The sequence below is a fragment of the Chryseobacterium cheonjiense genome, from assembly GCF_012927265.1.
GTDB classification, from domain to species: Bacteria; Bacteroidota; Bacteroidia; order Flavobacteriales; family Weeksellaceae; genus Chryseobacterium; species Chryseobacterium cheonjiense.
The window spans coordinates 1-26,101 of sequence record NZ_JABBGF010000004.1; the positions used below are offsets into that span (position 1 = coordinate 1).

The following is a 26,101-nucleotide window of genomic DNA, read 5'->3' on the forward strand; positions in this document are numbered from 1 at the left end:
GATTAATTTCTATGAGACTTTTTTTGTTTATATCCACTTAAGATTCAAGATTCAAAATTCAAAGTTTAAAATTCAAAGTTTAAGGTTCAGAGTTTAAGGTTCAAAGTTCAAAGTTCAAAATTCAAAGTTTAAAGAGTTTATTTAAATAGAATATCCTGGGTTTTACCCATACTTTATTACGCATTACCAATTATTCATTATTCATTACCGATTGATTGCTTATTGCTCATACTATAATATGACTACTGGTTCTCGTGACGACATCTGCCCTAGCCTCGATAGTAACGGTTACCCCGCAGTAAGGATGGGGATGTGTGGGCATAAGTAAGGCACGTACCGGAACGAGGAGTAAAAGTGGATAGCGAGATCAAGCTTCTGAAAAATATTTAGAGTTTTTGTAAATATTAAAATGACCCGAAAATGTTATTTTGAAGGCTTATATTTGAAGTTTGTATGGTTTGTAAGAGCTTTGCGTTTATTATGTAAGCTTAATGCAATAAAAAACCTCCGGCAGAAGACCGGAGGCTGTAAGTTTTTTTAATTAGAATATCCTATCAATTCTTCTTTTTTTGAATTGTAAATTCTGTATTCTAAGTATTTAAAAGAGTCTCTTGGAACTACGATTACCCATTTTTTGTATTTCATAAACCATTTCATCTGGATGCTGTTGAATCCTTTGGTAAGGTAAGCTTCCACAAAGGGATGTACGTGCAGGTAAAGCTTTCCTTTTTCCTTTTGCATAATGGTTCTGAGGGTTTCTCCCATTCTTTCCACGATAACGATAGGAGCAACGATTTCTCCGTCTTTATTCGGGTTCTCTTCTTTGGTATCAATCTGTTTTTCCGGACGGTTTCTTTGTCTGGTAATCTGGATCAGTCCGAATTTGCTTGGAGGAAGTATTTTGTGCCGTGCTTTATCACGTTTCATTTCTTCCTTGAGATGTTCATAAAGATCTCTTCTGTGTTCGGGATTAGTCATATCGATGAAATCGATTACGATAATTCCACCCATATCTCGGAGACGTAGCTGTCTTGCAATTTCGGTAGCAGCCATTTTATTGACTCTCAACGCGTGTTCTTTGTTTACGGCTGCCCCGGTAGTAATGTTGTTTCCGGAGTTTACGTCTACCACATGCAGGGCTTCTGTGTGTTCAATGACAAGATAAGCGCCTTTTGAGCTTGGAATGTTCACATGTTTTCCAAAGCTTTGCTTGAGCTGTTTTTCCACATTATAATATTCCAGAAGAGGAATATGGGCGTCGTAGAAATGGACAATGTTTTTTCTTTCCGGAGCGATTACTTCCAGATAGTTTTTCATTTCACTAACCATTTGTTCGTCATCACAAGTGATGCTTACAAAATCCTGGTTGAAATTGTCCCTCAAAATAGCTGAAGCTTTATCATCTTCGCTTAAGACTCTGGACGGAACTTTGTTTTTCTGGATATTTTTAAAGGCGGTTTCCCATTTTTGGATCAGCTGATTCATGTCGTTGTGCAGATCGGCAACTTTTTTCCCTTCTGCTACAGTTCTGATGATCACGCCAAAACCTTCCGGCTTAATGCTTTCGATAAGGGTTCTCAGCCTTTCTTTTTCTTCGGAGCTTTTTACTTTTTTAGAAATTGACACTTTATTGTCGAAAGGGATAAGAACCAGAAAACGGCCTGTGAGCGAAATCTGGGTAGAAATTCGGGGGCCTTTTGTAGAAATAGGCTCTTTGGTAATCTGCAGCAAAACAACGTCATCTTTGGCTATTACTTTGTCTACAGTTCCATTTTTATCTATTTCGGGTTGTATCTCGAAATTTTTTAAGCTTGAAATGTTTTGTTTTTTGGAAACCGTATCCCTCAGAAATTTTCTGTATGTAAGATATTGGGGTCCCAGATCCTGGTAATGAAGGAAAGCATCCTTTTCGTAGCCGATATTTACAAAGGCTGCATTCAGGTTGGGGGCCAGCTTTTTTACTTTCCCGATAAACAAATCTCCAACTATAAAGTCACTTTTGTCCTCTTGCTCATGAAGTTCACATAGTCTTCCGTCTTCCAGCAGTGCAATCTTTGTAAGATCATCTTCATGCGAAACTATTAGTTCTTTCTTCATTTTATTGTAAGATAAAAATTATTAAGAAGGTAGAAAACAGATGTATATTTCATCGTATAAATTTATCCTTAAGTTAAGAATTAGTATTGAATGATCGATAATTTTTTTAACAAAATATAAAACCTTTTTCCAGTGGCCTCTTAATAGTTGCAAAAACAAAATATAGTCGGTGAACCTTTAAAAATTTAAAATCACCAACTATATTATATATTATAAATCTCAGGAAATGAGATTATTTTTTCTTATGTCTGTTTGCTCTTCTTCTCTTTTTTCTTTTGTGAGTTGCAACCTTGTGTCTTTTTCTTTTCTTTCCGCTTGGCATAATTATAATTTTTTAGTAACTAGTTAATATTCAGTTAATTTTCTATTTTACGGTAACTTTCGTTTTTACTTTCTCCACAAAAGATTTTGATGGCTTGAAAGCAGGAATGTTATGAGCAGGGATTTCAATTGCAGTGTTCTTGGAGATGTTTCTTCCCGTCTTTGCTGCCCTTGTTTTAATGATAAAAGATCCAAAACCTCTCAAATAAACATTATCTCCATTATACATAGAAGTTCTGATTTCTTGCATAAAAGCTTCTACAACTTTCTGTGTTTCATTCTTTTCGGTTCCCAACTTATTTGAGATGGTGTTTACCAATTCTGCCTTTGTCATTTCCTTATTTTAATTTTAAATTTTAGGTGTGCAAATTTAGTTAAAAAAATTGAATATTAGCAAATTAGTGGCAAAATATTTTTCGGTAAGCGATTGAAAACTGACTGTTTACTTACCGTTAAGTTATTATTAAATCACCATTACATACTGGAATTATAGTAGCCATTCTCTACACAGAAGCGGATAAGGTGGAGTTTTGTCTTCAGTCCCAGTTTTTCCGTGAGACGGTTGATATAGGTATCTATGGTTCTGGTACTGAGATTAAGTTTTTCGCCAATTTCCTTGTTGCTGAAGCCTTCATAGCAGAACTTCATAAGCTGGATTTCCGTAGGCGAAAGCTCTTCCTGGCTCTTTTTCTGTCTTTCCATATAATCCATTACGGCCAGCGGCTGCTGTTCCCATAAATGGGTGTATGCCTCATAATCGAAGCTATCGCCCGTTATTTTTCCTTTGATAATATCTTTAATGACACTGCTTTTTTTCTGGCAGTAATATAAGTTGGGAATTTTGGAAAGAATTTCCGCCATATCTTCCTGATAGGTTCCGGAATATGTAATGATAGGCGTTTCGGTATTGCTTTTTCGGATGTATTTTATGGCTTCAAGTCCGCTTAGCACGGGCATAAAAAGTTCCACAATAAATACATCCTCCTGTCTTCTGTAATTTCTGCTGATCAGCTCGTGACCATTGTTACAGTCATTTAGAAGAATATAGAAAGGATTTTCGGTAAGCATCTTGATCAGGATTTTTTTAAAATAAAAATCACTGTCTGCTATGGAAAACCGCACAGTATTGGTCAATAATTTGCTCACGTTAATATCGATTTGGTGAATGGTGATTTAATCAGATCACTAAATTAGGAAAATTAGCTGAAAGTGAAAATTAAAGTTAATTTAATTGAAAGAATAATATTATTTCATAAAAATTCGTAAATTTTGTGAATAAATTATTTTTTTATAATTTCACCAAACCAAACAAATCACAAACATATGTCTTCGAACCGGGAGAAAAAACTAAACAAAGCAGACGTCAGGATAGGCATTTGGAAATTTGTTCTATCATTTATCGTTTTATCAGGTGTTTCCTTCATCTGTTTATTTTTCTTTTTTAAAAGCTACGACATCCAAAGACAGGGAATCAGAAAAGAGGCCGATGATTATCGTTATCTCCTCACCAGAAGCGATCTTCTGAGAACCCATGTAGACAGCATCCTTTACCGTATGGATCAGCTCGATATCAATAAGGTGGAAAATGATATCTTCCTCAGAAATTCCATTATGGATGATGTAAGGAATGCCAAAGAAGTGATGGGTAAAGACAGCGCAGATAATTTTAAACATTATTCCATTCTCATGAAACAGATAGAGCCGATGCTAGCTCTGAAAAAGCAGATCATCGATGTTTCTTACAAAGAGCAGGTTGCATTGAGAAATCTCAGCGAATGTAAGGGGAAAATCGGGGTGATTAATAACGAGCTCAGGGTAGATCCTACCAGAAAGTTTTCAGGAATAAGACGAAGAAGATAAAAACATAACAGTATGCAAGGACAAATTACACTATCCAAAAAAGAAAGGCATTACCAGTTTTTATATCTGATTGTAATGCTTTTTGCCGCCCTTATTTTTCTTGGAATTATTTTTCTGAAAGGGTATGATTCTCCTTTTTCCGACGAAGACATCGTTTCTGTACAAAGTCTTGAAGAGAAAGCGAAATTCGATCAGAAGCAGAAACAGTCTTTCAAAGTCTTAGACAGCACTTTTTCCATGATCAATAGACTTACCGATGAAGCGCCGCAGCCTTTTGAGGAAAATAATATTGTTTATGGTATCAATGACGTAGTCAGCTTTTTTCAGAACGGAGAAAACATCAATGATATCAGAAAAGACGCTTATCCTCAGATTGCAAAGTTTTACAAAATGTATTTCAATGATAAAAAAGTTGTTTCCAGCAAAACTGAAAACATTAAAAGCTTTGAAAAACAGTTTGATGAATGCTCTATCGGTTTTAAAGAAAAGAAAAGTCAGCTCTTCCAGCGTGAAACCGCTTTAAAATCAAGATCACAGTAAATTCTCCATTACACCAAAAATAGTACACTAGCACAATACACATCACACAATCATTAACTATGAATTACTTTCAGAAAAACAAGAAGAACATTATTATCGGTGTTATTGCAACATTGCTGATTGCCGCATTGGTTGCATTATGGCTGCAGAAGAAAGTGATACACTCTTCCGACGATATTGTCGGGGTTGTATATCCGTCTACCCTGAAAGTGGGCGATACGCTTTCATTTGAAGATAAAACGCAGTTTGCCAAAACCAAAAGGTGGAATTTCGGAGACGGCACCAGCAGTGATAAAAGTAACGGAATTCACTTCTACAATAAGCCGGGATATTATCAGGTAACATTGATTATCGATAATAAATATTCTAAATCTTTTCCTATTATGGTTTCCTCCAGAAACGTTCCGAAGCCGAAAGATTCTGTAAAAACAATGACGCTTATTGATGCTCCATCGCAAGCCATGCAGTTTGAAAACGTACAATTCCGGGCCATTTCAGACGGCAGACAATTTACCTGGAAATTCGGTGAAACCGGAAATATTGATTCCAAAGACAAAATGGCTATCTATTCCTACAAAAAGCCGGGCGATTACGTAGTAACACTCTATACCGACGAAAGTGTGGAACCTGTTCTCCATCAGATCAAAATTTTGCCGGCATATGATGCGCTTGAAGAAGAAGTGAGTGTAGAAGACAGCTATGCTAAAATTGATAATGATTTTAAATATCATCTCCAGCAGATCGCCAACGGAAACAGTTTCAATATGCATTACAACTATCTCCTGAGAACTTATCTGTGTAACAACGAAAATACGGTTGTAAAAGTAAATGACAGCAAAGCCAATAACTTTTACATGTATTGCGCAGGACTTCAGTTCGATAAAAACAATGTCATCCAGACTGTAAAAGTAAATTTTGATGATGCACAGAACTGTGTTACCAAAGTAGAGATCAACCAAAGCAAATAACCACGTCCTTTCAGGACATCACACCAATCATAAAAGATAAAAAAGGATGAAAAATAAACTTCCTCTCGCAGCATATTACATCGGAATATCGGTATTGCTGACAGCCTGTCAGGTAAAACTACCGTCAAAACGAACACCGGAGCCGTCACAATACGGGCAGGTAGACAATTCTCCTGTAGTTAACGGTTTTCCTAACAAAGCAGTTCCGTGGATAGCTATTTCAGACCGTTCAAGAAATACCGCCTACCTTGATAAAAGCGACGAAAAGTCGTATAAAGAAGTTAAATTCCTGGAGCCGCTTATGGTTCTCAAGCACAGGGATGGTATGGTAAAAGTCGCGGAGTATATTCCGGATGCGTTAATGAAAAAAGTCTCATCCAAACAGGTGAAAACATATGGATGGATTCCGGAATCTGACCTCCTTTTATGGAGCAACTCGCTGAAGAGCGAAAAAACAGGTTTTCCGGTAAGGGTTGCAGTAGTTCCTAGCAACAGTGAGGTCATCAGGAACTCTGAACGCTATTATAAAAATGATTCCATCATGGTGTTTAATTCACCGAGTCTTATAGAGCAGGCGAATGTTAAAATTCCGAACGGGCAGATGGTGTATGTCTACAAACAGGCTGAAAACAATAAAAGATTTCTGGTAGGAAAAAAACCAAGTATTGATATCGACAGCATAGGTACCAGTCTTTACGGATGGGTAAGTTCAAACGTTATTTCGAGCTGGGGGGAACGTTCTGCCGTGAAAATGAAAAACACAACAGGAATTACGGAGACTACTTTAGGAATCCATGAAGGAGCTCCGGGAGGAAATGATGCTGAAAACCGAACTGCCGTTCTTCTCACCGATGTCAATAAAAGAACGCCTCTTGAAAATATTTTCCCGGTTACTCTGCCCTTGAATGAGCCCCCGATGCCGGACTCTAAAACCAAATATTTCACCAATATTCTGGATTACAGTAAAAATTACGTATTCAATGTGTTAGGAGAACCGATTTACTTTGATCGGTACCGTGAAATCACCGAGAAAAATAAAAAAATCAATATTGTATTCACTCTCGATATCAGTGCTCCCAATGCACCGTATGCACCGATTGTGAAATCTTTGCTGCAGGATTTACAGTTAAGATTCGAAAAGCCTTCGTATTTTAATCAGATAAGATATGGTGTGGTTTTATATAAAAATAATCCTTGCGGTGACAATGTGGCGGTTTCTCCTCTGAATACAGATTACAGTAAAATTACAACCTTCATCGATCAGAAAACAAATGAGATGAATTGTGCCAGCAACAGCGGATATCAGCCCGTAAACGAAGGATTGATGGCAGCAGGAAATCTTCTGTCGAATTTCCCTGATGAAACCAATATCGTAGTGACTGTAGGAACTTCAGCCAGTCAGGGCGGAAATATGTATGGCGTAATCAATTCGCTTACACAGGCCCAGGCAAGATTAATTATGTTCCAGACGAGTGCGCGATCTTCAGATACCTACAATGATTTTGTGCTCATGTCAGAAAATGTGGTAACGAATACAGCGAAAAATATTGCCGAACTGAAAAAGCAGAAGATCATCAATCAGAATGATGTTTTAACGAAAAATAACTTTAATCTGGTTGAGGGAGACGAAGGTTTCTTCTCTTTAGATTACCCTAAACAAAGCATGGCTCAGGGATTTGTGATCTTTCCAAAAAAAGGAGATATTGCCACTCCGGGATATCTTAAAAAATCTGTAGACAGTCTTATTGCTCAGGTTACCTTGGACAATACAACGTTGGATAAATCTTTAAATGATTACTTCCATTCATCGGTAGGAGCAGGAAGAACAGATGTGGATCTGAAGTATAAATACCTCTATCCGGGACTTACAAATCCTGTTCCTGCAGGTATTGCCGCACAGCTTATCAATTACGGAAATCCATTTCTCGTAAAAGGATACATTCCTAAAGAGCTTAAAGACTACAAGCCTGGACTTGAAAAAGGGATTCTTATTTCTGAAACCGAATATGATAATTTAAAATCATTCTACACCGAAGTGTATCAGAAAACCGGTGCGGAAAGAGCCGATTTCAGCCAGGCAAGAGCCATAAGAGAATACATAAAATTGCTTAAGAAATACAATCCTACCCTAAAATTCCTGGATAAAGGCGATCTATACAAACAGCCGATGTCTTATGCTGTAGGTATAGCTACAGGATTTGATAATTCAGAAGAAGAACTCATGTCAAAATACATGCTGAAGGGCTGGAAAAAATCTAAAATTGTTACCAGCGAAACCGCAAGGAACTATTTCCGCCACTACAAAGATCTTGCAGAAAGAATGCTTTCGCACAGAAACGATCCGGCAGTAAAGATCGAGCAGAACGGACAGACTTTCTATTGGCTCAATGAGTATTTTATGCCGACCATGCAGCCTACGGAACAACCCGAGTATACTAAACATTAATCATTTATAATATCAAAAAGCGGAATTAAATTCCGCTTTTTTTAATTTTTTAATGTAAATTTTTCTATCTTTGATCTTACCCAAATCAGAAATATTATGTCACAGCAATCATCTCCTCATGACGGCAAGCATTTCGTCATTCAGAAAGGTAAAGCCCAGTGCAATCAGGGTGATCAGTTTCCCCAGTATAAAGTAACTTCCCATCAGAAACATTTTTGGAATGACTCGGATGGCAATAATGATTTTCTGGCGGTTACGGAAGATGATCTTCAATTCAATCCTCCGGGTCCCAGCTTCGGAAAATGCAAACTGAAACCAAGCTCGGGAGGAAATCTTCCCTGTTCTTATGCTCCAGCCGGAAAATGGCAGAAAACCTATGATAAAGTAAAGATCATGGATAAAAAAATCGTGACGGAAGTATCGGAACTGCAATGTGTAATAGGAGGAAAAATTACGATTAAGGATCATGGCCAAAGAGGGCAGATGAGCAAAAAGAATGTAAAAAGTGCCGACAATAAAACGGTACAGCATATTAATCCGCTGGTGAAAATGCAGGACTATAAAGAAACGGTTCTTGAAAGTGAAATTGACGCTTATTAATTCTTTTAAAACACTTTCTATGTCTAAACAAGGAGTTTCAAAAATTTCCGGAAATTCAACACCGGCAATCGGCGAAAAAACCACCTATGTCGTAGCCGACTGGTATCCTGCGACACCCGCCGCAGAAAGAAATCCTGCAGCGGTTACTTGGGAACTTTTTAAAAAGCGTACCGACGGAAGTTTTACCACAACCAATATCAGAAAAAAAGGGGATGGAAGCTTCACATTCGGTGAAGTCGCTGCCAAAAATACATACCGCCTGGAAGCTTATCTTCATGAACCTGAAGGAAATGGCCCCACAACCCTTGAAATTACCCCGCAGCCGGCCGGAATTCCCAAAATCAATAAAGTGGATCTTCTATATGTAGATGATTCTCCGGGAACAGTATTCAGCTATACCGAAAAGCTGGTTGCCAAAGCTCAGTGTGTAAATCTTACAGGAAAAAAACTGGTATTTACACTTTGGGAAGATGATACGGCAGGAGACGGCCATAGTGCTAAAAATCAATTTATTGACAGCAGGGAAGGGATTGTTGACCGAACAGGAACGGCAACAGCCGAATTTATATTGACCAAAGCTTTAATGCAGAAAGCTTCCCAGGGAGAAAGAGATCCTAAGGAACTTGAATTCTACGTTACGGTAGAATATTACAAAGATAAAAAACATGCTACCGGAAACCGCGAAGTAAAAAATCCGGGTTATAAACCATCGGTACAGCAGCCAAGACCTGCTACGCCGACAAAGACTTCTGCACCTGCTGCCACAAAAACACCCCCTAAAGCATCCGGATCACCGGCAGCTCAAAAACCTCAGTCTAAAAAAGAAGAAAAAGGGGTTATGGATAAAGCCAGAGAATGGTGGGATGAACTTTGGGACTGGGCAGAATCGAAAGGAACGGTAAAACCTGATAAAAAACCTACACCACAAAAACCGGAAGGTAAAACAACGAGTGTGGTAGAAGGAAAAACACAGGCAATGAAAGGCTGTATCTGTAAAGAACTGTATAAAGATCTTATCTGGGGAAGCAAAGTAACCTGTGAATTCAGAAAAAAAGTAATAAAGATTTCTCAGAATCTGGGATTGCCGCAACAGAATTTTGAAGGCGCAAACTGGTTGATGGCTGTTATGGCACTGGAAACCGGAAGAAGTTTTGATCCTACCGTGGGAACGTTCAAATCAAATCAGGACGACAGCCGGAAAGGAGGGTATGTCGGACTTATCCAGTTCGGGCAGGTGGCTTCCATAGACCTTGGAATTAAACGGAGCGAACTCATTAAGATGACTGCTGAGAAACAGCTTGACTACGTAGAAAAACATTTTTTACAGAAAAGATTTCAGGGAAAGCTGAAAACAAAGACAGATCTCTATCTTGCGGTTAATTACCCCAAAGCATGCGGCCACGGAACAGAAAAAGACTACGTGGTTTATGACAGTACAAAAGCTGCATATGATGATAATCCCATGTTTAAAAGGGAGTCTCACGAATTTTGGATTGATAAAAAAGGAAAAAAACGATATTACGAAGGAAAAGAAGGGAAGTCGTATGTATGGGAATTCGAAGAGGCCATTAATGATTTTTACAACGACGGAAAAGCATTTAAAACTACTGATTTCACCTGTCAGGACGTTAAAGCGACAACGTCGTCTTCCACCAGTCTTATCACCTACCATATCTACAGTGACGGAAGAATTGAAAAGAGAATTCCGAGAATAGTAAAAGAAGAAAATAAGAAAAAGTACAAGTATATTTATCATGATAAAGAAGGCACCTTACATGAACTGGGAACCTACGACATCATCCCGACCCAGATGGTAAATGGTAAAAAAGGAGTGATGGTAAATCTTATTAATTTTGATAAGGTTACCAAAACTTACAGTAAGGGAAGCTATCAATATACTTTTAATGTAGATTCCCCGAGAAAATATGTGAATGAAAAAACGCTGGCAAGTCTTTTTGGTGCAATGCTTGAAGTAAGCTATAATGACATCAGCTGTAACGGTTTCAGTCATTCAGACGGTTCCTCACGACCAAGTGTAAGCCATATCAATGGCAATAACGGAGATTTTAAATATTTAAGGAAAGATAAAAAGCTGATGTTTGGCGATGGAACAAGTCTCGATATCAGTGCACATCCGGATATGCTGGATGATGTAAGACAGAATAAATGGAATGACGCGCTGTACAGATTCGGATGGAAAAGCATGTTGGGATGGAGTTACAAAAGAAACGGCAAAATAAACTATCTTCACCATTTGCCAAAGAATACCAAAAACCACCACCATCATCTGCATCTGCAGGGATACAGTCCAAATTTTAAAGAAATTAGAGAATGAAAATTTTAAAACTGATCACAATTCATCTTTTTGTTTTACTGTGTTTTTCTTGCACAAAGAATGCAAGCAAAAACGGAATTACGCAAAGCAACAGATTATCAACAGACAGTACATCTACAGAAATGACAAATAATTTACCCTACACTTCAGACCGTGTGCAGCCTTACTATAAACCCGATACAGATTCTACAGGCTATGTTGTAAATACTTCCTATAAAGGGTTGCAGTCCGATACATTTAACGAAAAAGACGCGTCAGTACCCATCAAAGAAAATGACTTTGAGATCACACCCGGTCCGAAAACGAAATATTATACCCTGGAAACATTTAAATTTTCTGACCAGAATACAGCAAAGCTCATTATTTACAATACTTTTGGGGAGAATGATTCTAAAATTCTCAATGTTCAGCTGAACAGCTATTTCAATAATGTTTTAACCGATAAGCTTTTATTAGACTGCCGGTTTACTTTCGAGACAGAATATTTCAGAACATTTTCTATCAACAAAGATAGATCCATCACTATAGTAAAGCACTCCGTAGACAAGCTGGAATACAATGAGGCAGGAGATATTGTGGGAGAAAAAAAACAGGGAGATTCCGCGAAAGTAAGTGTAGAATACAGCATTGATCCTACCGGGAAATTTATTAAAAAATAAGCAGAATATGAAGTCACTACTTTGCTTTTTCATATTATTCATCAATATGGTTTGTCAGCCTTCCGGAACCGGCAGGTTATCTGGGGAGAAAGACTGGATCGGAACTTATCACTTTTCTGCAAAAAACCGCGACGGCATGAAAACAAGTTTTGATATACAGATTATCAGACTCGATAATATTACGGTAAAATATATGAGCGATGAAGATCGGCCGGAAATTTATAAAAATATCAGGAGTAAATTTGTTACGAAAGACAAGATCAGTATTCCGTTCAGTCCGAAAGATAAAGATATGGGAATCATCTATGTAGAAAAGGTTGATAACGAATTTTATATCTCGGGAAGTCCCATCTACTTTATCAATCCCGGAAACGATGATCTTCCGTTAAAGAAAGTGAAATAATAAACTTTACAATACCATTTGGAGGTTGTGTTTTTCACAATCTCCATTTTGTTTCTCTGTTTTAATAAAACTTCTGAATCTTTTTCAATTTATTTAAAACAAAAAATATTGTCGGATTAAAATTTATGGTATTTTTGATCTAATCAATACGTCAAAAGTATACCTTATGATCACAAAAAAAATCATTGGAATTTGTTTACTGGCAGGGCTGTTTACCATTTCCTGTTCGAAAAATGAAACAAAGGACAAAACAATAAAAACAGACTCAATTTCCGTTTCTCAGCCTGCTGAAAAAACGGCGCTTCCTGTAGAGAAAAAAGAATCTTCAGGATTTGATGAACAAACAGAAAGTCCGGAAGAAAAGGACGTAAAAAAGACGATTTCCAAAACCTCTGTCGACGGCAAATTTGTTGCAACAACCTGTGAAGGCGGAAGATTTTCGATTGAATTTAAAAATACAGACGGGCAGTCTACATTCAAAATATTTGATAAAAATAAAGTTATTGCAGCAGGAAATGTATCTGCTGAAACCGATCAGAAAACAGGAGAAATAACCAACCTGGAAATCGGTGAAATCGGAGGGCTGTATCAGGGTGATAAAATCATTATCCAGAATTACGGCAATTCTATGAACGAATTTGATCATTTTACGCAATGCGGCGACAAATATCTTGAATTCACGAGGCAGAAATAATTCAGTAAAAATTGACGGGCTAACTATTTTGTAAACTGAATTTTTTACGCTAAATTAGGTAAAGCCAAAAACAGAATATATGACCGTTCATTTTATACTTTCCGGAGAAACGCTGGAAAGCATATCTGAAGAAATTAATCTCGAAAACCCAAAATACCTTAAAGAATTTCACAATAAGCATTGTGCAAAGGAAGATATTATACATCGCGACCTTATCCCCGGAAGAAAGCTGCTCGTTCCGCATATCAATATAATACGCGAATACAACAGCCGCAATGACGCACCTTTTAAACACCCCAAACTTAATCCCGATATTCCTTTCGTTCCGGAAAATTTCAGCAGAATATACACTGTCACAAATAAAGAAACCTACGAAAACAGTCTCGAAAACCATGAAAATACCCTGTCATATACCGTATCGGTAAAATGGATCAGAAGTGAAAATAACTATCATATTTTTCATTTGTTTAAAAACAATTTCTCTGAAGAACTCGGAAGCATGATGGCAGATCTCGCTTCAGAATCTATACGATCAATCAATCCTGTACAAGTAAAAACCGACCTTAAAGGTAATATTCTCAACGTAGGAATTACACAGCAGACAAAGGATAATTTCAGAAAAATAAAGGAACGCCTGCACGATCGTTTTCCGGATCAGTATGCAAAAATATATCTTGATGAATTTGAAATGACTGTTCTCAATGAAGAGCTTTTTAATATCAGAATGAGGGAAGATATTTTTGTTAAAAACTATTTTGCATCGGTAAGAAATCCCTTCAAAAATGGGAAAGCACTCCTTCATCAGCTCGTCGGCGAAGAAAGTATAAAAATTAACCTTCAGCAGAAAGTACAGAATTCCGGCTACGACACCGAAATGGTGATTCTCCAGACACTTGAAAAGCCGGAAGATGATTTCAGCTTTGCCGGTAAGTATACATTGCAAACCGATACAGGAATGGCCAAAGAGATCATTATTGACTATGCTATTTCTCAATTTGATGCTAAAAATTACAGTTCTTTTATCATGAAAGAGCTATCCTGAGGCCTGGCAGTGCAGTATTGCCAAAAATATATTAAATCATTTGTAGTAGAATTACTACATCAAGTCGTAGTATTACTACAAAATATCAGATAGTGGTGAAAAAACTTTTATAAGAAACAACATGCCCCTACCTTTGTTACACAATCACCGAATCACAAAATATTATTAACGATTAAAATTTACCATCATGGCAGCAAATTCAAGAGGAATTCTTAAATTCAATGGAGGAGAAGGTCAGAAACTGTTAAAGCTGAACTACAGCGTGTCAAGATCCACAGACGTATCGGGCAGAGTAGCTTCAGATCCTTCCAACGCAATCATCAAAGTAACCGTAGAAGCAACTGAAAAATCAGATATTCTTGAAAGTTTACTTAACGGAAAATACAAACCTACAACAGGTGAAATCACATTCAACAAATCTCACGAAGAAGGTACATTAATTACCTTAAACTGGGAAAACGGATACGTGATTCAGCACGAAGTAGACTTTGACGCCGTAGACGAAAACAGCATGCTGATAAGCTTCATCATCAGTGCAGAAACAATTGATTACGGAAACTCTAAGTATGAAGGACTTTGGCCTTCAAGCTAAAACTCAACGTAATTTAATATTCATAAGGTAAAGACCGTCATCACGAGACGGTCTTTTTTACCGTTAACACCAGCGGTTTATTATGTTTTAAATAATATTTGCCCAAGCTAGGGCACATATTTTTTCCTCTCAAAAAAAACTGATATATTAGTAAAAAGGTAAAAGATTCAGCAGGTTATGGATTAATTTTTGCTGCTGTTAGCAAAAACATAACCGATGAAAAATTACTGCACCACAACAAAATATTAATTGAGAAAAACAATGGGAGTACTAGTAACCAACGAGACCGTAAAACAGCTGTTTCATATTGCACAGTCTATCGCGAAAGAAAATTATAACGGAACCTATGGCGGGCCTCATATTCTGCAGGCGTTAATGCACAAAGATATCGGTATTTCCGATTTTCTGAAAAGCATTGATAAAGATCCGGGATATTTTTACGAATGGGCAGATGTACGGATCGAAGATTATCCCAAAACAACTCATCTTCCCGATGAGGTTAAAGAGGACGAATCGGTAGATACCATCGTGGAAGAAGCAGATGACATTCGTCTGAAACTTGGTTTGGACGAAATAACACCAATTTGCTTACTGACAGCTATTGTAAAACCGCAGGTGGCATTTTCACTTCAGCAGCTGAAATCGCTGCCATTGAGAGAACATGAAATTTTCAACCTCTACAGAAAAGATACATCCTATGAAAACTCCGGAAATCAGGAGTTCTCTTCTCTTTTTTCAAACGGATCAGATTATTCGGATCATTCTTTTCCTTCCATTAAAAATTATTGTGTAGACCGCACGGCACAGGCCAGAAAAGGAGAGCTTGAAAATATTATCGGAAGAGATAAAGAACTCAGAATGCTGGTAGAAATACTCTGCAGGAGAAGCAAACCGAACGTCATCATCATCGGAGAACCGGGCGTAGGTAAGACTGCTCTGGTCGAAGGTTTTGCCATTGAAATTACCAGGGGTAATGTTCCCGAAATGCTTAAAAACGGCACATTGCTTGAGCTGGATACCGGTGCTCTATTAGCCGGAACCTCTTACAAAGGCGAAATTGAAGATCGTTTGAAAAAAGTAATCAACGAATGCAAAAAAATAGAAAAAGCAATTCTTTTCATTGATGAAATCCATACCCTTCTTGACCCTAAAGGCAGCATCGGAAATGTAGCCAATTTACTGAAGCCTGAACTGGCTAGAGGCGAAATCACTGTAATCGGGGCGACTACCCAGGAAGAATACAGGAAAATTATAGAGCCGGAACAAGCGTTTAACAGACGATTTGAAGTACTCACCGTACATGAACCGGACGAGAAAACCTGCGTTAAAATGATCGACGTTCTTCTCGATGGCTACAAAAAACACCACGGAATAGAAGTTGAAAAGACAGCGCTTCCCGAATGTGTACGCCTTGCCAAAAGATATGCAAAAGGTAAAAAGTTACCCGATGCAGCGATTGATTTGTTAGACAGAACAATGGCAGCCATCAAAATGCTTGATGAACTTTCCGAAAAAGAACTCGAAAGCTGGAAAACAAAATATGACGAAATTCTCAAAGAAGAATATTTCGATGAAAAAGATAAAGCAGATGAACTGATCTGGACGTATAATTTACTGAGGGATAAAATAAGCCCGATTTTATGGGGATCGCTCAGTGAGCAACCGCAGATCGACAATTCCATGCCCGTGGATCAGATACAGAAAACCATTGAAGATTCCTATGCGGAACTCTTGCAGCATGCCGCGAAAAAGAGGGAAAAAGTTGACCGGCTTGAGCTTGCAGCAGTAATGGCTGCGAAAACAAACATTCCGATAGGGAAAATACAGGCACAGGAAAAAGAAAAGCTTCTCAATATGGAATCGTTGCTCATGAACAGGGTTGTAGGGCAGGATCATGCACTGAAAATCCTTTCTGATGCTATTGTGGAAAACCGAAGCGGACTAAACAAACCGGGACAGCCAATCGGTTCTTTCTTCCTTCTCGGACCTACAGGAACAGGAAAAACAGAGCTGGCAAAATCAATGGCAGAGCTGCTTTTTAATGATGAAAAAGCAATGGTACGTTTTGATATGTCGGAATTTAAAGAAGAACATTCTGCAGCGCTTCTGTATGGTGCGCCTCCGGGATACGTGGGATATGAAGAGGGCGGTATGCTCGTTAATAAAATCCGTCAGCAGCCTTACACCGTGGTTTTATTTGATGAAATAGAAAAAGCGCATCATTCGGTATTTGATGTTTTTTTACAGATCATGGATGAAGGAAAGGTACATGATAAATTAGGGAAAGAAGGAGATTTCAGCAATGCATTAATATTATTTACCTCAAATATCGGAAGCGAAGAAATTGTAAAGCAGTTTGAAGAAGGCAAAGTTCCGGAATCATCTTCTTTGATGCAGATTATGTCGAATTCAGGTCGTTTCAGACCGGAGTTTTTGGCAAGAATTACGGAGATTATTCCTTTTGCACCAATTACCGAATCTATTGCTGAAAGAATTTTCAATATTCAGTTGAAATCCCTTCACACATCATTGACGAGATTAGGAATTGCCCTTAAAATTTCAGATGAAGCCGTGAAAAACCTTGCACTGGGTGGGTTCAGCAGTAAATATGGAGCAAGGCAGATTTCAGGAGTCATCAGATCACAGCTCGCAAGGCCGATCTCCAAAATGATTGTTCGGGAAGAAGTAAAAGCGGGGCAGACGATTCACGTAGACTGGAATACAGAAGAGGAAAAATTAAGCTGGAAAGTAGAATAAATAAAACGATATACGTTAAATTTCTTATTTACGTTTAATAAGTATATGAAACCAAATCTCAAAAATATCATCCTGACAGGAATATTACTGTTGTGCCCACACATTGTGGATGCACAGTTTCTTGCCGCCTCAGATACTTCGGAGAGTAGTGTGAGGAGATATAAGAGCATTATAAATTCCAACAAAGAAATCGTTGAATTTATAGAATATTCCCTTGCACAGAAAGGGCTTCCGAAACATCTCAGAAATTTGGCTTTAATTGAATCACATTTTAACAGAAATATCACTTCCGGAGCCGGAGCAGTGGGTGTCTGGCAATTTATGACTTCTCATGCCAATCAGTACGGCCTTACTCAGCAGAATAGAAATGACCTGTATAAAAGTACAAAGACTGCCGTCATTTCACTTAGCAATCTATACAAAAAGTACAACAATTGGATCACGGTAGTTGCTGCATACAATTGTGGTGAAGGAAATATTGCCAAGGCCATGGCCGCGGCCAACTCAGCTCAATATCATGTTTTTTATAAATTTTTGCCGGAAGAAACCATCAATCATGTTAAAAAATATCTGAACGCCTGCTACGCCACCGGAGAGCTGCAAAGCGTTTTGAGCAATTACAATTCTTCCAGAATGAATACCGTATTTTTTGTGAACGGTGGCAGCGGAAAAAATCTTGAATCACTCGCAGAAACAGACATCAATGCGGGATTTAATCTAAATATCATAGCCGATGAGCTTGATATGGATGTCAGTAAACTTCTTTCCTGGAACCCTGGGATTTCTGAAGAACTTCAGAACAAAGGCGAAGGGACGTTGTATCTCCCGAAAGATATTATGCCCGATTTTTTATTAAAGAAAACCAAAATTCTCTCAAGATCAATACGGGAACCTCATACACCAACCGTCAAACAGTAAGAACACCAAGCGATCATGTTTAACCTTCCAAATTACAGGTAATATGAAAACAGAATCTCAAAATATACCCAAAAGTCCTTCATTCCGTCCATCTCAGAATGCCGACGGAATTTCGGAGAATCACCACGCAGGAATCAACAGACTGGTGAAACTTTCTCTTGTTATTGAAGGAAAAGTTATTAAATATTATAAACATTTTAAGCTTACTCAAAGTACAAAAAGGCATCACGAATTCAGTCTTACGCTGGCACATGACGCGTTAGGAGATCGGCAGACCCACACTCTTGAAGAAGCCAATAAATTTCTTGGAAAAAGGCTTACTGTTGTCATTTCCTATAAAGATATTGATAGCAGCCCGGAAAGAACATTCGTAGGAGTTATTACCGGAGTGGGCTTCAGCCAGGAAAGAATGAGTCTCGGAAATATTGTTTTAACAGGCTACAGTCCGACAATTCTATTGGATGGTGCACCGCATATTCAGAGCTTTGGAGGAGAATCACCCGTGAATATGGGCATTATCGCCAATGAAGTTATCAAGCAGGGTATTGATACCGGACGTTTTGATGTGCGGGTAGATACCAATGATTATTCGCAGATTATTTACAGCAGCCAGTACGACGAAACCCATTATAATTATCTGGCGAGAATGGCCGAAGCATACGGCGAACAGTTCTACTATGATGGAGAAGTGCTTCACTTCGGAAAATTGCCTCCTCAGAATAAGCCTATTAAATTAACCTACGGAAGCAGTGCCAATGATATCAGAGTAGAATTAAAAGCGGTTCATACAAAACCACAGTTTTATGGTTACAACAGCAGTAAAAATGAAAAGCTGACCTCCGGAGATACGCCGATTCAGCATGTGGGGGATCTCGCCAAGACCGCCTATTCCCACAACGAAAAAATTTATAAAACACCTGCGCTTCAGGTTGCTCCTATTAAAGCATCAACACATCTCGATGTAGAATATTCACAGAAAAGCACTTCAGGAAGCCAGGCGGTCAATGTCTTTTCTTTATCAGGGACTACAACAGTACCGTTCTTACACCCCGGTTGTGTAGTAGATGTTCAGATGCGTAAAATAGATACCAACGAATCTTCATATTTTACAAGAATCATGGTTACGGAAGTTTCTCATGAGGTAGATACGCGAGGGCACTACACCGGAAGTTTTGAAGGCATCGCCTCCGATACCGGATTTTTACCGAAACCGGAATTTACAGTTCCTAAAGCAGAGCCACAGATCGCGACAGTTATTTCAAATGCAGACCCCGAAGGGCAGGGAAGAGTACAGGTACGGTTTGACTGGCAAAATAATGATACCACCCATTTTATCAGAATGATGAGTCCCGATGCGGGAGGAACCGACAAAATTACTCAGAACAGAGGATATGTTGCGATTCCGGAAGTTGGAGATCAGGTTATGGTGAATTTTGTACACAGTCATCCCGACAGGCCTTTCGTTATGGGAGGAATGTTTCATGGCGAAGTCGGACTTGGCGGGGGTGCAGATAACAGAGTAAAATCAATCCAGACCAGAAGTGGCCACAGAATTGTTTTTACAGAAGATGAAAGCATTATTATTACCGATAAATCAGGAAACGAAATCCATCTCGATACCACAGGAAGCAATATTACCATCACTGCTCCCGAAACCATGACATTGAATTGCAAGAATATGAACATCAACGTCGGAATGAATATGACCACTAATGTCGGAATGAATAAATCTGACACTATTATGGTAAATCATACAGAAAGCATAGGATCTATGAAATATCTTTCTACAGGTGCAGATTTCATGACCAATGTAGTCGGGAAAATGAGTCATTACGTGAAAGGGGACATGGAAGTATATGGTGAGAAAGAACATAAACTTACCTCTATGAAAGGCGTTCAGATCAATAGTGAAGGTAAGGTGGAACATCATTCGGAAAAGGAAGTTCAGAATAATAGCGGAGAGAAATCTAAAAATTATTAGTCATGAGCATTGAATACTTTGTAGAAGGCAAAACGGTTACCCAGACACGCGGTGATTACAAAACCTATGCTAAAGAAAACATAAGTCATACCAGTGCAGTTTCTGTGGAACAGAAAGGAAATCAGGCAGGTGTGAGCTACAATCCTTCCCAAAAAATCAATCCTTACGACAAGCCTGTAAATACGATTGATGTGACGCTGAATCTTTTTTTTGACGGAACTTTAAACAATAAAACCAATACACAGGCCGGTGGAAAGCAAGCCAAACCGAAGGGCAGCTATGATAATGATTTCAGTAACGTGGCCAGAGGTTATGATTGTATTGACCCGAATGCACAAAATCAGGTTGCCTATTATATTGAAGGAATTGGTACAGTAGATAATAAATCCGATAACGATACTTTATGGCTGTTCCCGGCTAAAGGCGCAGGAATGGGTATCAGTGCACGAGGAGTAAAAGCCAAGGCGACAAAAGGCTGCGTAAAAGGCGCAGAGGCGGTTCAAAAAAAATTTCAGGGTAAAAAAATTGATGTCCTCACGGTGAATGTTTACGGATTCAGCAGGGGCGCTGCAGCGGCCCGCCATTTTTTGCATATTGCCAACACAACTGCCAACACACAGATAATTTCAGATAAGCAAATCCTCGTACATCCTCCGGAAGCTTACGAAAAATCGGATTCCGAACAGAACCCTAATCAATACATTATCGTTAACGAGCCGGATTTCCCATTACTCAGATACGGGTATTTTGGTGCGTGTCTTATTCAGCAGAAGCTTCAGGTTAAAACGGTACGGTTTAATTTTGTCGGCTTGTACGATACGGTGGCATCATTTGGAGTTAATCATAAAGGTGCTTCATTATTTGGTTTCAGCATTATTGATGATGATTCCAAGCAACTTGGGTTAAATGCAGTAAGAAACGCATCATTCGTGCTGCAGCTTGCTTCGTCGGATGAGTATCGCGATAATTTCAGTCTTACCAATATAGACAGCGCAGGAATTAGGGGATTACAGCTTACCTTGCCTGGAGTACACTCAGATATCGGCGGCGGTTACGTAAATAACCGTGACGAAGATGTTTTACTGCATGAGGAAATTAATTCCAGCAAAGAATGTGAAAAGTTCAGGAATATACTGATTGAGGAAGGTTGGTATGACCCGAAAGAAATTACCATTGAATCGAGTGTTATTCCATCCCGTACCGCCACTATAAAATATAAGCTTTGGGGAAAAAGAAAAGTATCAAATGAATATGATAAAGTATCACTGCACAATATGTTTTATTATTCAGAACAATTTGAAGTAAAATATGATGCAGGCTTAGTGGCAGATCATAAGATTAATGACAGTTTTATCTTCAAGGTCGGCGAAATGCTCAAAGCAAATTATATTGCTGCATGTAATAATTTGAGAAATGAATATGTAAAAGAATATAATGCAGGAAACCATCCTTCCGCAGGAGAATACATAAGCAGGGCAGGAAGTTATTCTTACATGGATTCCGGAATTGATATTAAAGAATTGCGGAAAAAGTATTTACACTGGTCTTCCAATCTCAATTCATTTGGTATGGGACCTAGATTTTCCGGGCCGAAAACGGCAGCAGAACGCAAAAGATATATATTAAATGGATAAATGGAAAACGCTTATTATTGCTCTGGGAATGCTCCAGTTGATGGACTGTCAGGATATGAAGAAAAAAGATATGCCTATGCCAACGTATGACGTACAGATTTCACACCCGTGGAACAATTATCTTATCACACCCGTTGAAGACAAGATTATTACACTGGAAGGTGTTCCGGCCGGCTTGCCGTACGGAAGTTCGTCAGGGACTTGGGGAGATTCGGGGAAAGGCTTTACAGAACAGTCCGGAACGCCAATTGGTGCAGATATTGTCTACTTCTCCAGATACGAAGACACCTTTTATCATCTTAAAGCAGATTTTCCAAAGGATAAAGTAAAAGAATTGGTTGAACGGGCTTATGCCAATAATGAATCCGATTCTTCAGATGAACCGTTAAAAGAGTTTATCAATATCAAAAAAGAACCCGACTATAATGAAAAGTATAATAAAGCAGGGATGTCTTATTATAAATTCGGAACACTGGTATTTGGGTTTGCCCCAAAGGGAATGGTGGTAGTGTGGTTTAAATTCGGATATGTTTCTGTACAACTTGGGGAGTTTCAGGCTGAGATTGTAAAAGACGATACGAAATATGCAGATAAGCTATTCTCAAAAATTTCGCAGACACGGGAAGAGATTAAAAAAAATATGTTCATCTCTGATGCGTCACCCCAGGAGTGGAAAAATTATCAGAAAAGATACTCATGGGCTCCCTATATTACTTCAGGCAACAAAGAATTCCGTTTATTTAAAACACAATCGGAATATTATAATGGAGAAAGGGAAATTATGCTCCGTCCGTGGGGAATAAAACCGCCGGTAAAAGAGAGGTCTGTTCCCAAAGAGATCACTTTTTTCTGGGAAACAGGAAAAGGACAGTCTTACGAAGGACGCGCTTTTTTTAAGTGGCAAAACGTTAATGAACTTTTTGAAAAAGCCGGAAAAGATTTTAAACTCAATATTAAATTATCCCCTGATAACGGCAGCATGGAGATCATGATTAATGATCAGAAGGTTCCTGTAGACAGTACGAGAATTTATCCGAGCGATCTTAGATTTAAAGAATCATTCTAATGAAATTCTTTCTTCAAAAATCTGGAAGTTAAAAGAATTACATATAATCCGGCAGTGAATATCTTACTGCCGGAATTTTTTTTAGGTGTGTGTTAATACAGCTTTAAAAACATCTTAAATAAATCCTAATATTTCCCTTCGGGGTGTAATTGTTTATTCGTTTTAAGTTAATAATTAAAGGTTTAAGTTTTTGATTAATAGTTAATTATTGGGTTATTTATTTCTTTTGTAGTAGAATTACGACATCAAATCGTAGAATTACGACAAAAAATAAAATTAATATTACAAAACTTTCAGAATAAAAATTTCTACTCTATCTTTGAATCAACAAATCACAGAAACCAACCAAATCACAAAATATTATTAACGATTAAAATTTACAAATCATGGCAACAAATTCAAGAGGAATTCTTAAATTCAACGGAGGCGAAGGTCAAAAATTATTAAAGCTGAACTACAGCGTTTCAAGATCAACGGACGTATCTGGTAGAGTAGCTTCAGACCCATCAAACGCATTGATTAAAGTTACAGTGGAAGCCACTGAAAAATCAGACATCCTTGAAAGTTTACTCAACGGAAAATACAAGCCTACAACAGGTGAAATCACATTCAATAAATCTCACGAAGAAGGTACATTAATTACCTTAAACTGGGAAAACGGATACGTGATTCAGCACGAAGTAGACTTTGATGCCGTAGATGAAAACAGCATGCTGATAAGTTTTGTTGTAAGTGCCGAAACAATTGATTACGGAAACTCCAAATACGAGGGTCTTTGGCCAAGCAGCGGTAACTAATCCCTACAATCATCTTAGTAAAAATAAAATTGGTTACAGAATAGCTCAGCTCGTTGGAGTAGCTATTCTATTTTTTCTTTTCTGAAAACTAAATTATTTCAAAACTTTAGCATGGCATATCCGAACAAAAAGAGATATGAAGAATTTATTTGATGATCATCAGGTAAATTTTAGCATGTAAAATAAAACACACCAATCAATCAAAATTTTAAGGCTATGTTTCAAGATGATAACACCCCGAAAATACCTTCATCCGGCAGAATATCTCCTGCTATGCAGTCTCCGCAGAATATCAAAAAAATGGCTGAAGACCAGGCAGTAAATCAGGCAGCTGAAAAAATACAGGAGAAAACAAAAGGTCCTGTTGGTAACACCATACAGAAAATGTCTCAGGTTCAGGCTTACAATGGAGTTGTACAGGGCACTTCCGGAATGCTCCTCAATCAGAAGCTGCAGCCCAATGCCCCTACTCTGGTAGAAGATAAAGTATGGTCTCAACAGCCGACTTCAAAAATACACAATGCCAAAGCCATTCCTGCCAGTCAGATCCAGGGAATAAACCGCGTTGTGAAACTGGATATTGTAGTCGAAGGAAAACCGGTAAAACATTTCAAACATTTCAGCCTTACACAAAGCGCATCCAGACATCATGATTTCAGTTTAATGCTTGCTCATGATACACTGGGAAATGCCGAAAATCATAATCTTGAGGAAGCGCAGAGCTTTTTAGGAAAAAGAATTACCGTTACTTTCAAATATAAAGACGTAGAAGATGGTCCTGAAAGAAGTTTTGTAGGCGTTATTACGGAAGTTGGCTTCAGCCAGGAAAAAGGAAGTCTTGGAAATATCGTTCTTACAGGCAGCAGCCCTACTGTTCTTCTGGATGCCGCACCACATATCCAGAGTTTTGGAGGTGCTCAGGAAATAAGTCTCAACAGTATTGCAGATCAGGTCATGAAAGAAGGACTCGGCAGCGGGAAATTTGATTTCAGGGTAGATGCGCAACATGGCAATCTTCCTTATAGCTCGCAATATGAAGAAACGCATTACAATTATCTGGCAAGAATTGCAGAAGCATACGGCGAGCAGTTTTACTATGACGGCGAAGTACTCCATTTCGGGAAACTTCCGCCACAGGAACAGCCGGTAAAACTCACCTACGGAAGCAGTGTTAATGATGTTAAGATCAGAATGAAAGCGCAGCACGTTAACCCAAGCTTCTATGGATATAACAGCAGCAAAAACGAAAAATTAACCACCGGAAGCTCAAAAATCACCCATACTTCAGACATCGCAAAACGGGCCTACGAAATCTCAGAGAAAACATTTACCACACCTTCATTGAGGGTAGCACCCATAAAAGCAGTTTCTTTTATGGATGTGGAAACTTCCCAGAAAGGAACTGCAGGAAGTAAGGCTTCAGATGTTTTTATTACCTCCGGTACAACAACAGTTCCGTTTCTTTATCCGGGCTGTATTGCAGATATTGAAATGCGGAAAACCGACAGCAATGAAACCTCATATTTTACCAAATTGATGATTACCGAAGTATATCATGAGGTCGACGGCAGAGGATATTATACAGGGAAATTCGATGCAATTGCTTCAGATACAGGTTTTATACCCCGTCCGGAATTCCAGTCCCCGAAAGCAGATGCGCAGTTTGCCAAGGTAATTTCCAACACAGATCCTCTTAACCAGGGAAGAGTTCAGGTACAGTTTGACTGGCAGAACGGAGCTGCCACAACAGAATTTATCAGGGTAATGACTCCCGATGGTGGTGGCAGCGAAAAAGTTAGCAAAAACCGGGGATTTATGGCTGTCCCTGAAGTTGGAGATCAGGTAGTGGTAAACTTTGCGCACCAGCATCCGGACAGACCTTTCGTAATGGGAGGGATGTTCCACGGCGGAGTAGGCGGTGGTGGCGGCGCAGGAAATAATGTCAAAAGTTTAAGCAGCAAAAGCGGACATATCATCAGCCTCGACGATGGTGGCGGTATGACCGTAAGAGATAAAGATCAGAATACCGTTTTCCTTGACGGCGCAGGAAATATCAGCATCGACAGCAAGATTTCTATCGCTCTTACCTGCGGAAGCAGCTCGATTGTTATGGATAAAGACGGAAATATCATGATTAAAGGCAAGGAAATTATGGTTCAGGGAGATAATATAGGGATCGCAGGAACGGCGAGTATTGGAATAGGAGTAGGCCAGGAAGGCGGAAATCCCACTTCAGGAATTGGTATTGAACCTACAACTCTGGATGTAGGAACAACTACGCTCTCTATGGGTGCCAAAACAGAAGCCAACCTCAGCAGCGCAAAAATCAACATCGGTGGCGGAAGCGAAACCAATATCGTAAGCGGAACGGTAAAACTGAACTAATGTAAA

21 protein-coding genes are annotated in these 26,101 nt (G+C 38.7%); 18 read left to right on the forward strand and 3 right to left on the reverse strand.

The window, feature by feature from the left end; translation table 11 throughout:
• Positions 1-537: 537 nt before the first annotated feature.
• The 3 genes from HHL20_RS17760 to HHL20_RS17770 all read right to left on the reverse strand — a co-directional run bounded on the left by HHL20_RS17760 (position 538) and on the right by HHL20_RS17770 (position 3,564).
• Positions 538-2,097, reverse strand: coding sequence for an Rne/Rng family ribonuclease (locus HHL20_RS17760; RefSeq protein WP_169232528.1), 1,560 nt, complete (start codon positions 2,095-2,097; stop codon positions 538-540).
• Between the two features lie 364 nt (positions 2,098-2,461).
• Positions 2,462-2,752, reverse strand: a complete 291-nt coding sequence (locus tag HHL20_RS17765; protein WP_027388329.1) for an HU family DNA-binding protein — start codon at positions 2,750-2,752, stop codon at positions 2,462-2,464.
• Positions 2,753-2,892: 140 nt separating this feature from the next.
• Complete coding sequence (locus HHL20_RS17770) at positions 2,893-3,564, reverse strand: response regulator transcription factor (RefSeq protein WP_169232529.1); 672 nt, start codon at positions 3,562-3,564, stop codon at positions 2,893-2,895.
• A 177-nt stretch (positions 3,565-3,741) separates the two neighbouring features.
• On the opposite strand from HHL20_RS17770, the gene tssO reads away from it, so the two are divergent.
• From tssO to HHL20_RS17860, 18 genes are all read left to right on the forward strand, one after another.
• On the forward strand, positions 3,742-4,278 hold the full coding sequence (gene tssO, locus HHL20_RS17775; RefSeq protein ID WP_169232530.1) for a type VI secretion system TssO: 537 nt from the start codon (positions 3,742-3,744) through the stop codon (positions 4,276-4,278).
• Positions 4,279-4,290: 12 nt separating this feature from the next.
• Positions 4,291-4,818 carry a type VI secretion system transmembrane protein TssO gene (locus HHL20_RS17780; RefSeq protein WP_169232531.1) on the forward strand — a complete coding sequence of 176 codons (528 nt, stop codon included), beginning with the start codon at positions 4,291-4,293 and terminating at the stop codon, positions 4,816-4,818.
• 59 nt (positions 4,819-4,877) lie between these two features.
• Positions 4,878-5,786: a PKD domain-containing protein gene (locus tag HHL20_RS17785; RefSeq protein WP_169232532.1), complete on the forward strand. Its 909-nt coding sequence runs from the start codon at positions 4,878-4,880 to the stop codon at positions 5,784-5,786.
• 46 nt (positions 5,787-5,832) lie between these two features.
• On the forward strand, positions 5,833-8,232 hold the full coding sequence (tssR, locus tag HHL20_RS17790; RefSeq protein WP_169232533.1) for a type VI secretion system protein TssR: 2,400 nt from the start codon (positions 5,833-5,835) through the stop codon (positions 8,230-8,232).
• A gap of 96 nt (positions 8,233-8,328) precedes the next feature.
• On the forward strand, positions 8,329-8,832 hold the full coding sequence (locus HHL20_RS17795) for a DUF4280 domain-containing protein (RefSeq protein WP_169232534.1): 504 nt from the start codon (positions 8,329-8,331) through the stop codon (positions 8,830-8,832).
• A 19-nt stretch (positions 8,833-8,851) separates the two neighbouring features.
• Complete coding sequence (locus tag HHL20_RS19575; protein WP_228463221.1) at positions 8,852-11,167, forward strand: hypothetical protein; 2,316 nt, start codon at positions 8,852-8,854, stop codon at positions 11,165-11,167.
• Positions 11,164-11,826: a hypothetical protein gene (locus HHL20_RS17805; RefSeq protein ID WP_169232535.1), complete on the forward strand. Its 663-nt coding sequence runs from the start codon at positions 11,164-11,166 to the stop codon at positions 11,824-11,826. The genes HHL20_RS19575 and HHL20_RS17805 overlap by 4 nt, the downstream gene beginning before the upstream one ends.
• Positions 11,827-11,833: 7 nt before the next feature.
• Entirely contained in the window at positions 11,834-12,229 is a 396-nt protein-coding gene (locus HHL20_RS17810) for a hypothetical protein (RefSeq protein WP_169232536.1), read from the forward strand.
• A 166-nt stretch (positions 12,230-12,395) separates the two neighbouring features.
• Entirely contained in the window at positions 12,396-12,923 is a 528-nt protein-coding gene (locus HHL20_RS17815; RefSeq protein WP_169232537.1) for a hypothetical protein, read from the forward strand.
• Positions 12,924-13,002: 79 nt separating this feature from the next.
• Complete coding sequence (locus HHL20_RS17820; protein WP_169232538.1) at positions 13,003-13,965, forward strand: hypothetical protein; 963 nt, start codon at positions 13,003-13,005, stop codon at positions 13,963-13,965.
• A 187-nt stretch (positions 13,966-14,152) separates the two neighbouring features.
• Positions 14,153-14,557 (forward strand): type VI secretion system tube protein TssD, encoded by a 405-nt coding sequence (gene tssD, locus HHL20_RS17825; RefSeq protein ID WP_029296853.1) that lies wholly within the window; start codon positions 14,153-14,155, stop codon positions 14,555-14,557.
• Between the two features lie 261 nt (positions 14,558-14,818).
• Positions 14,819-17,314, forward strand: a complete 2,496-nt coding sequence (locus tag HHL20_RS17830) for an ATP-dependent Clp protease ATP-binding subunit (protein WP_169232539.1) — start codon at positions 14,819-14,821, stop codon at positions 17,312-17,314.
• A gap of 45 nt (positions 17,315-17,359) precedes the next feature.
• The gene (locus HHL20_RS17835; protein WP_169232540.1) at positions 17,360-18,232 is read left to right on the forward strand and encodes a lytic transglycosylase domain-containing protein; all 873 of its coding nucleotides are present in this window, start codon (positions 17,360-17,362) and stop codon (positions 18,230-18,232) included.
• Positions 18,233-18,275: 43 nt separating this feature from the next.
• Complete coding sequence (locus HHL20_RS17840) at positions 18,276-20,213, forward strand: type VI secretion system Vgr family protein (RefSeq protein WP_169232541.1); 1,938 nt, start codon at positions 18,276-18,278, stop codon at positions 20,211-20,213.
• Positions 20,214-20,215: 2 nt separating this feature from the next.
• On the forward strand, positions 20,216-21,847 hold the full coding sequence (locus tag HHL20_RS17845; protein WP_169232542.1) for a T6SS phospholipase effector Tle1-like catalytic domain-containing protein: 1,632 nt from the start codon (positions 20,216-20,218) through the stop codon (positions 21,845-21,847).
• Complete coding sequence (locus HHL20_RS17850; RefSeq protein ID WP_169232543.1) at positions 21,840-22,913, forward strand: DUF2931 family protein; 1,074 nt, start codon at positions 21,840-21,842, stop codon at positions 22,911-22,913. The genes HHL20_RS17845 and HHL20_RS17850 overlap by 8 nt, the downstream gene beginning before the upstream one ends.
• A gap of 386 nt (positions 22,914-23,299) precedes the next feature.
• Positions 23,300-23,710, forward strand: a complete 411-nt coding sequence (tssD, locus tag HHL20_RS17855; RefSeq protein ID WP_029296847.1) for a type VI secretion system tube protein TssD — start codon at positions 23,300-23,302, stop codon at positions 23,708-23,710.
• 216 nt (positions 23,711-23,926) lie between these two features.
• Positions 23,927-26,095: a type VI secretion system Vgr family protein gene (locus HHL20_RS17860; RefSeq protein ID WP_169232544.1), complete on the forward strand. Its 2,169-nt coding sequence runs from the start codon at positions 23,927-23,929 to the stop codon at positions 26,093-26,095.
• The last annotated feature ends 6 nt before the right edge of the window (positions 26,096-26,101 follow it).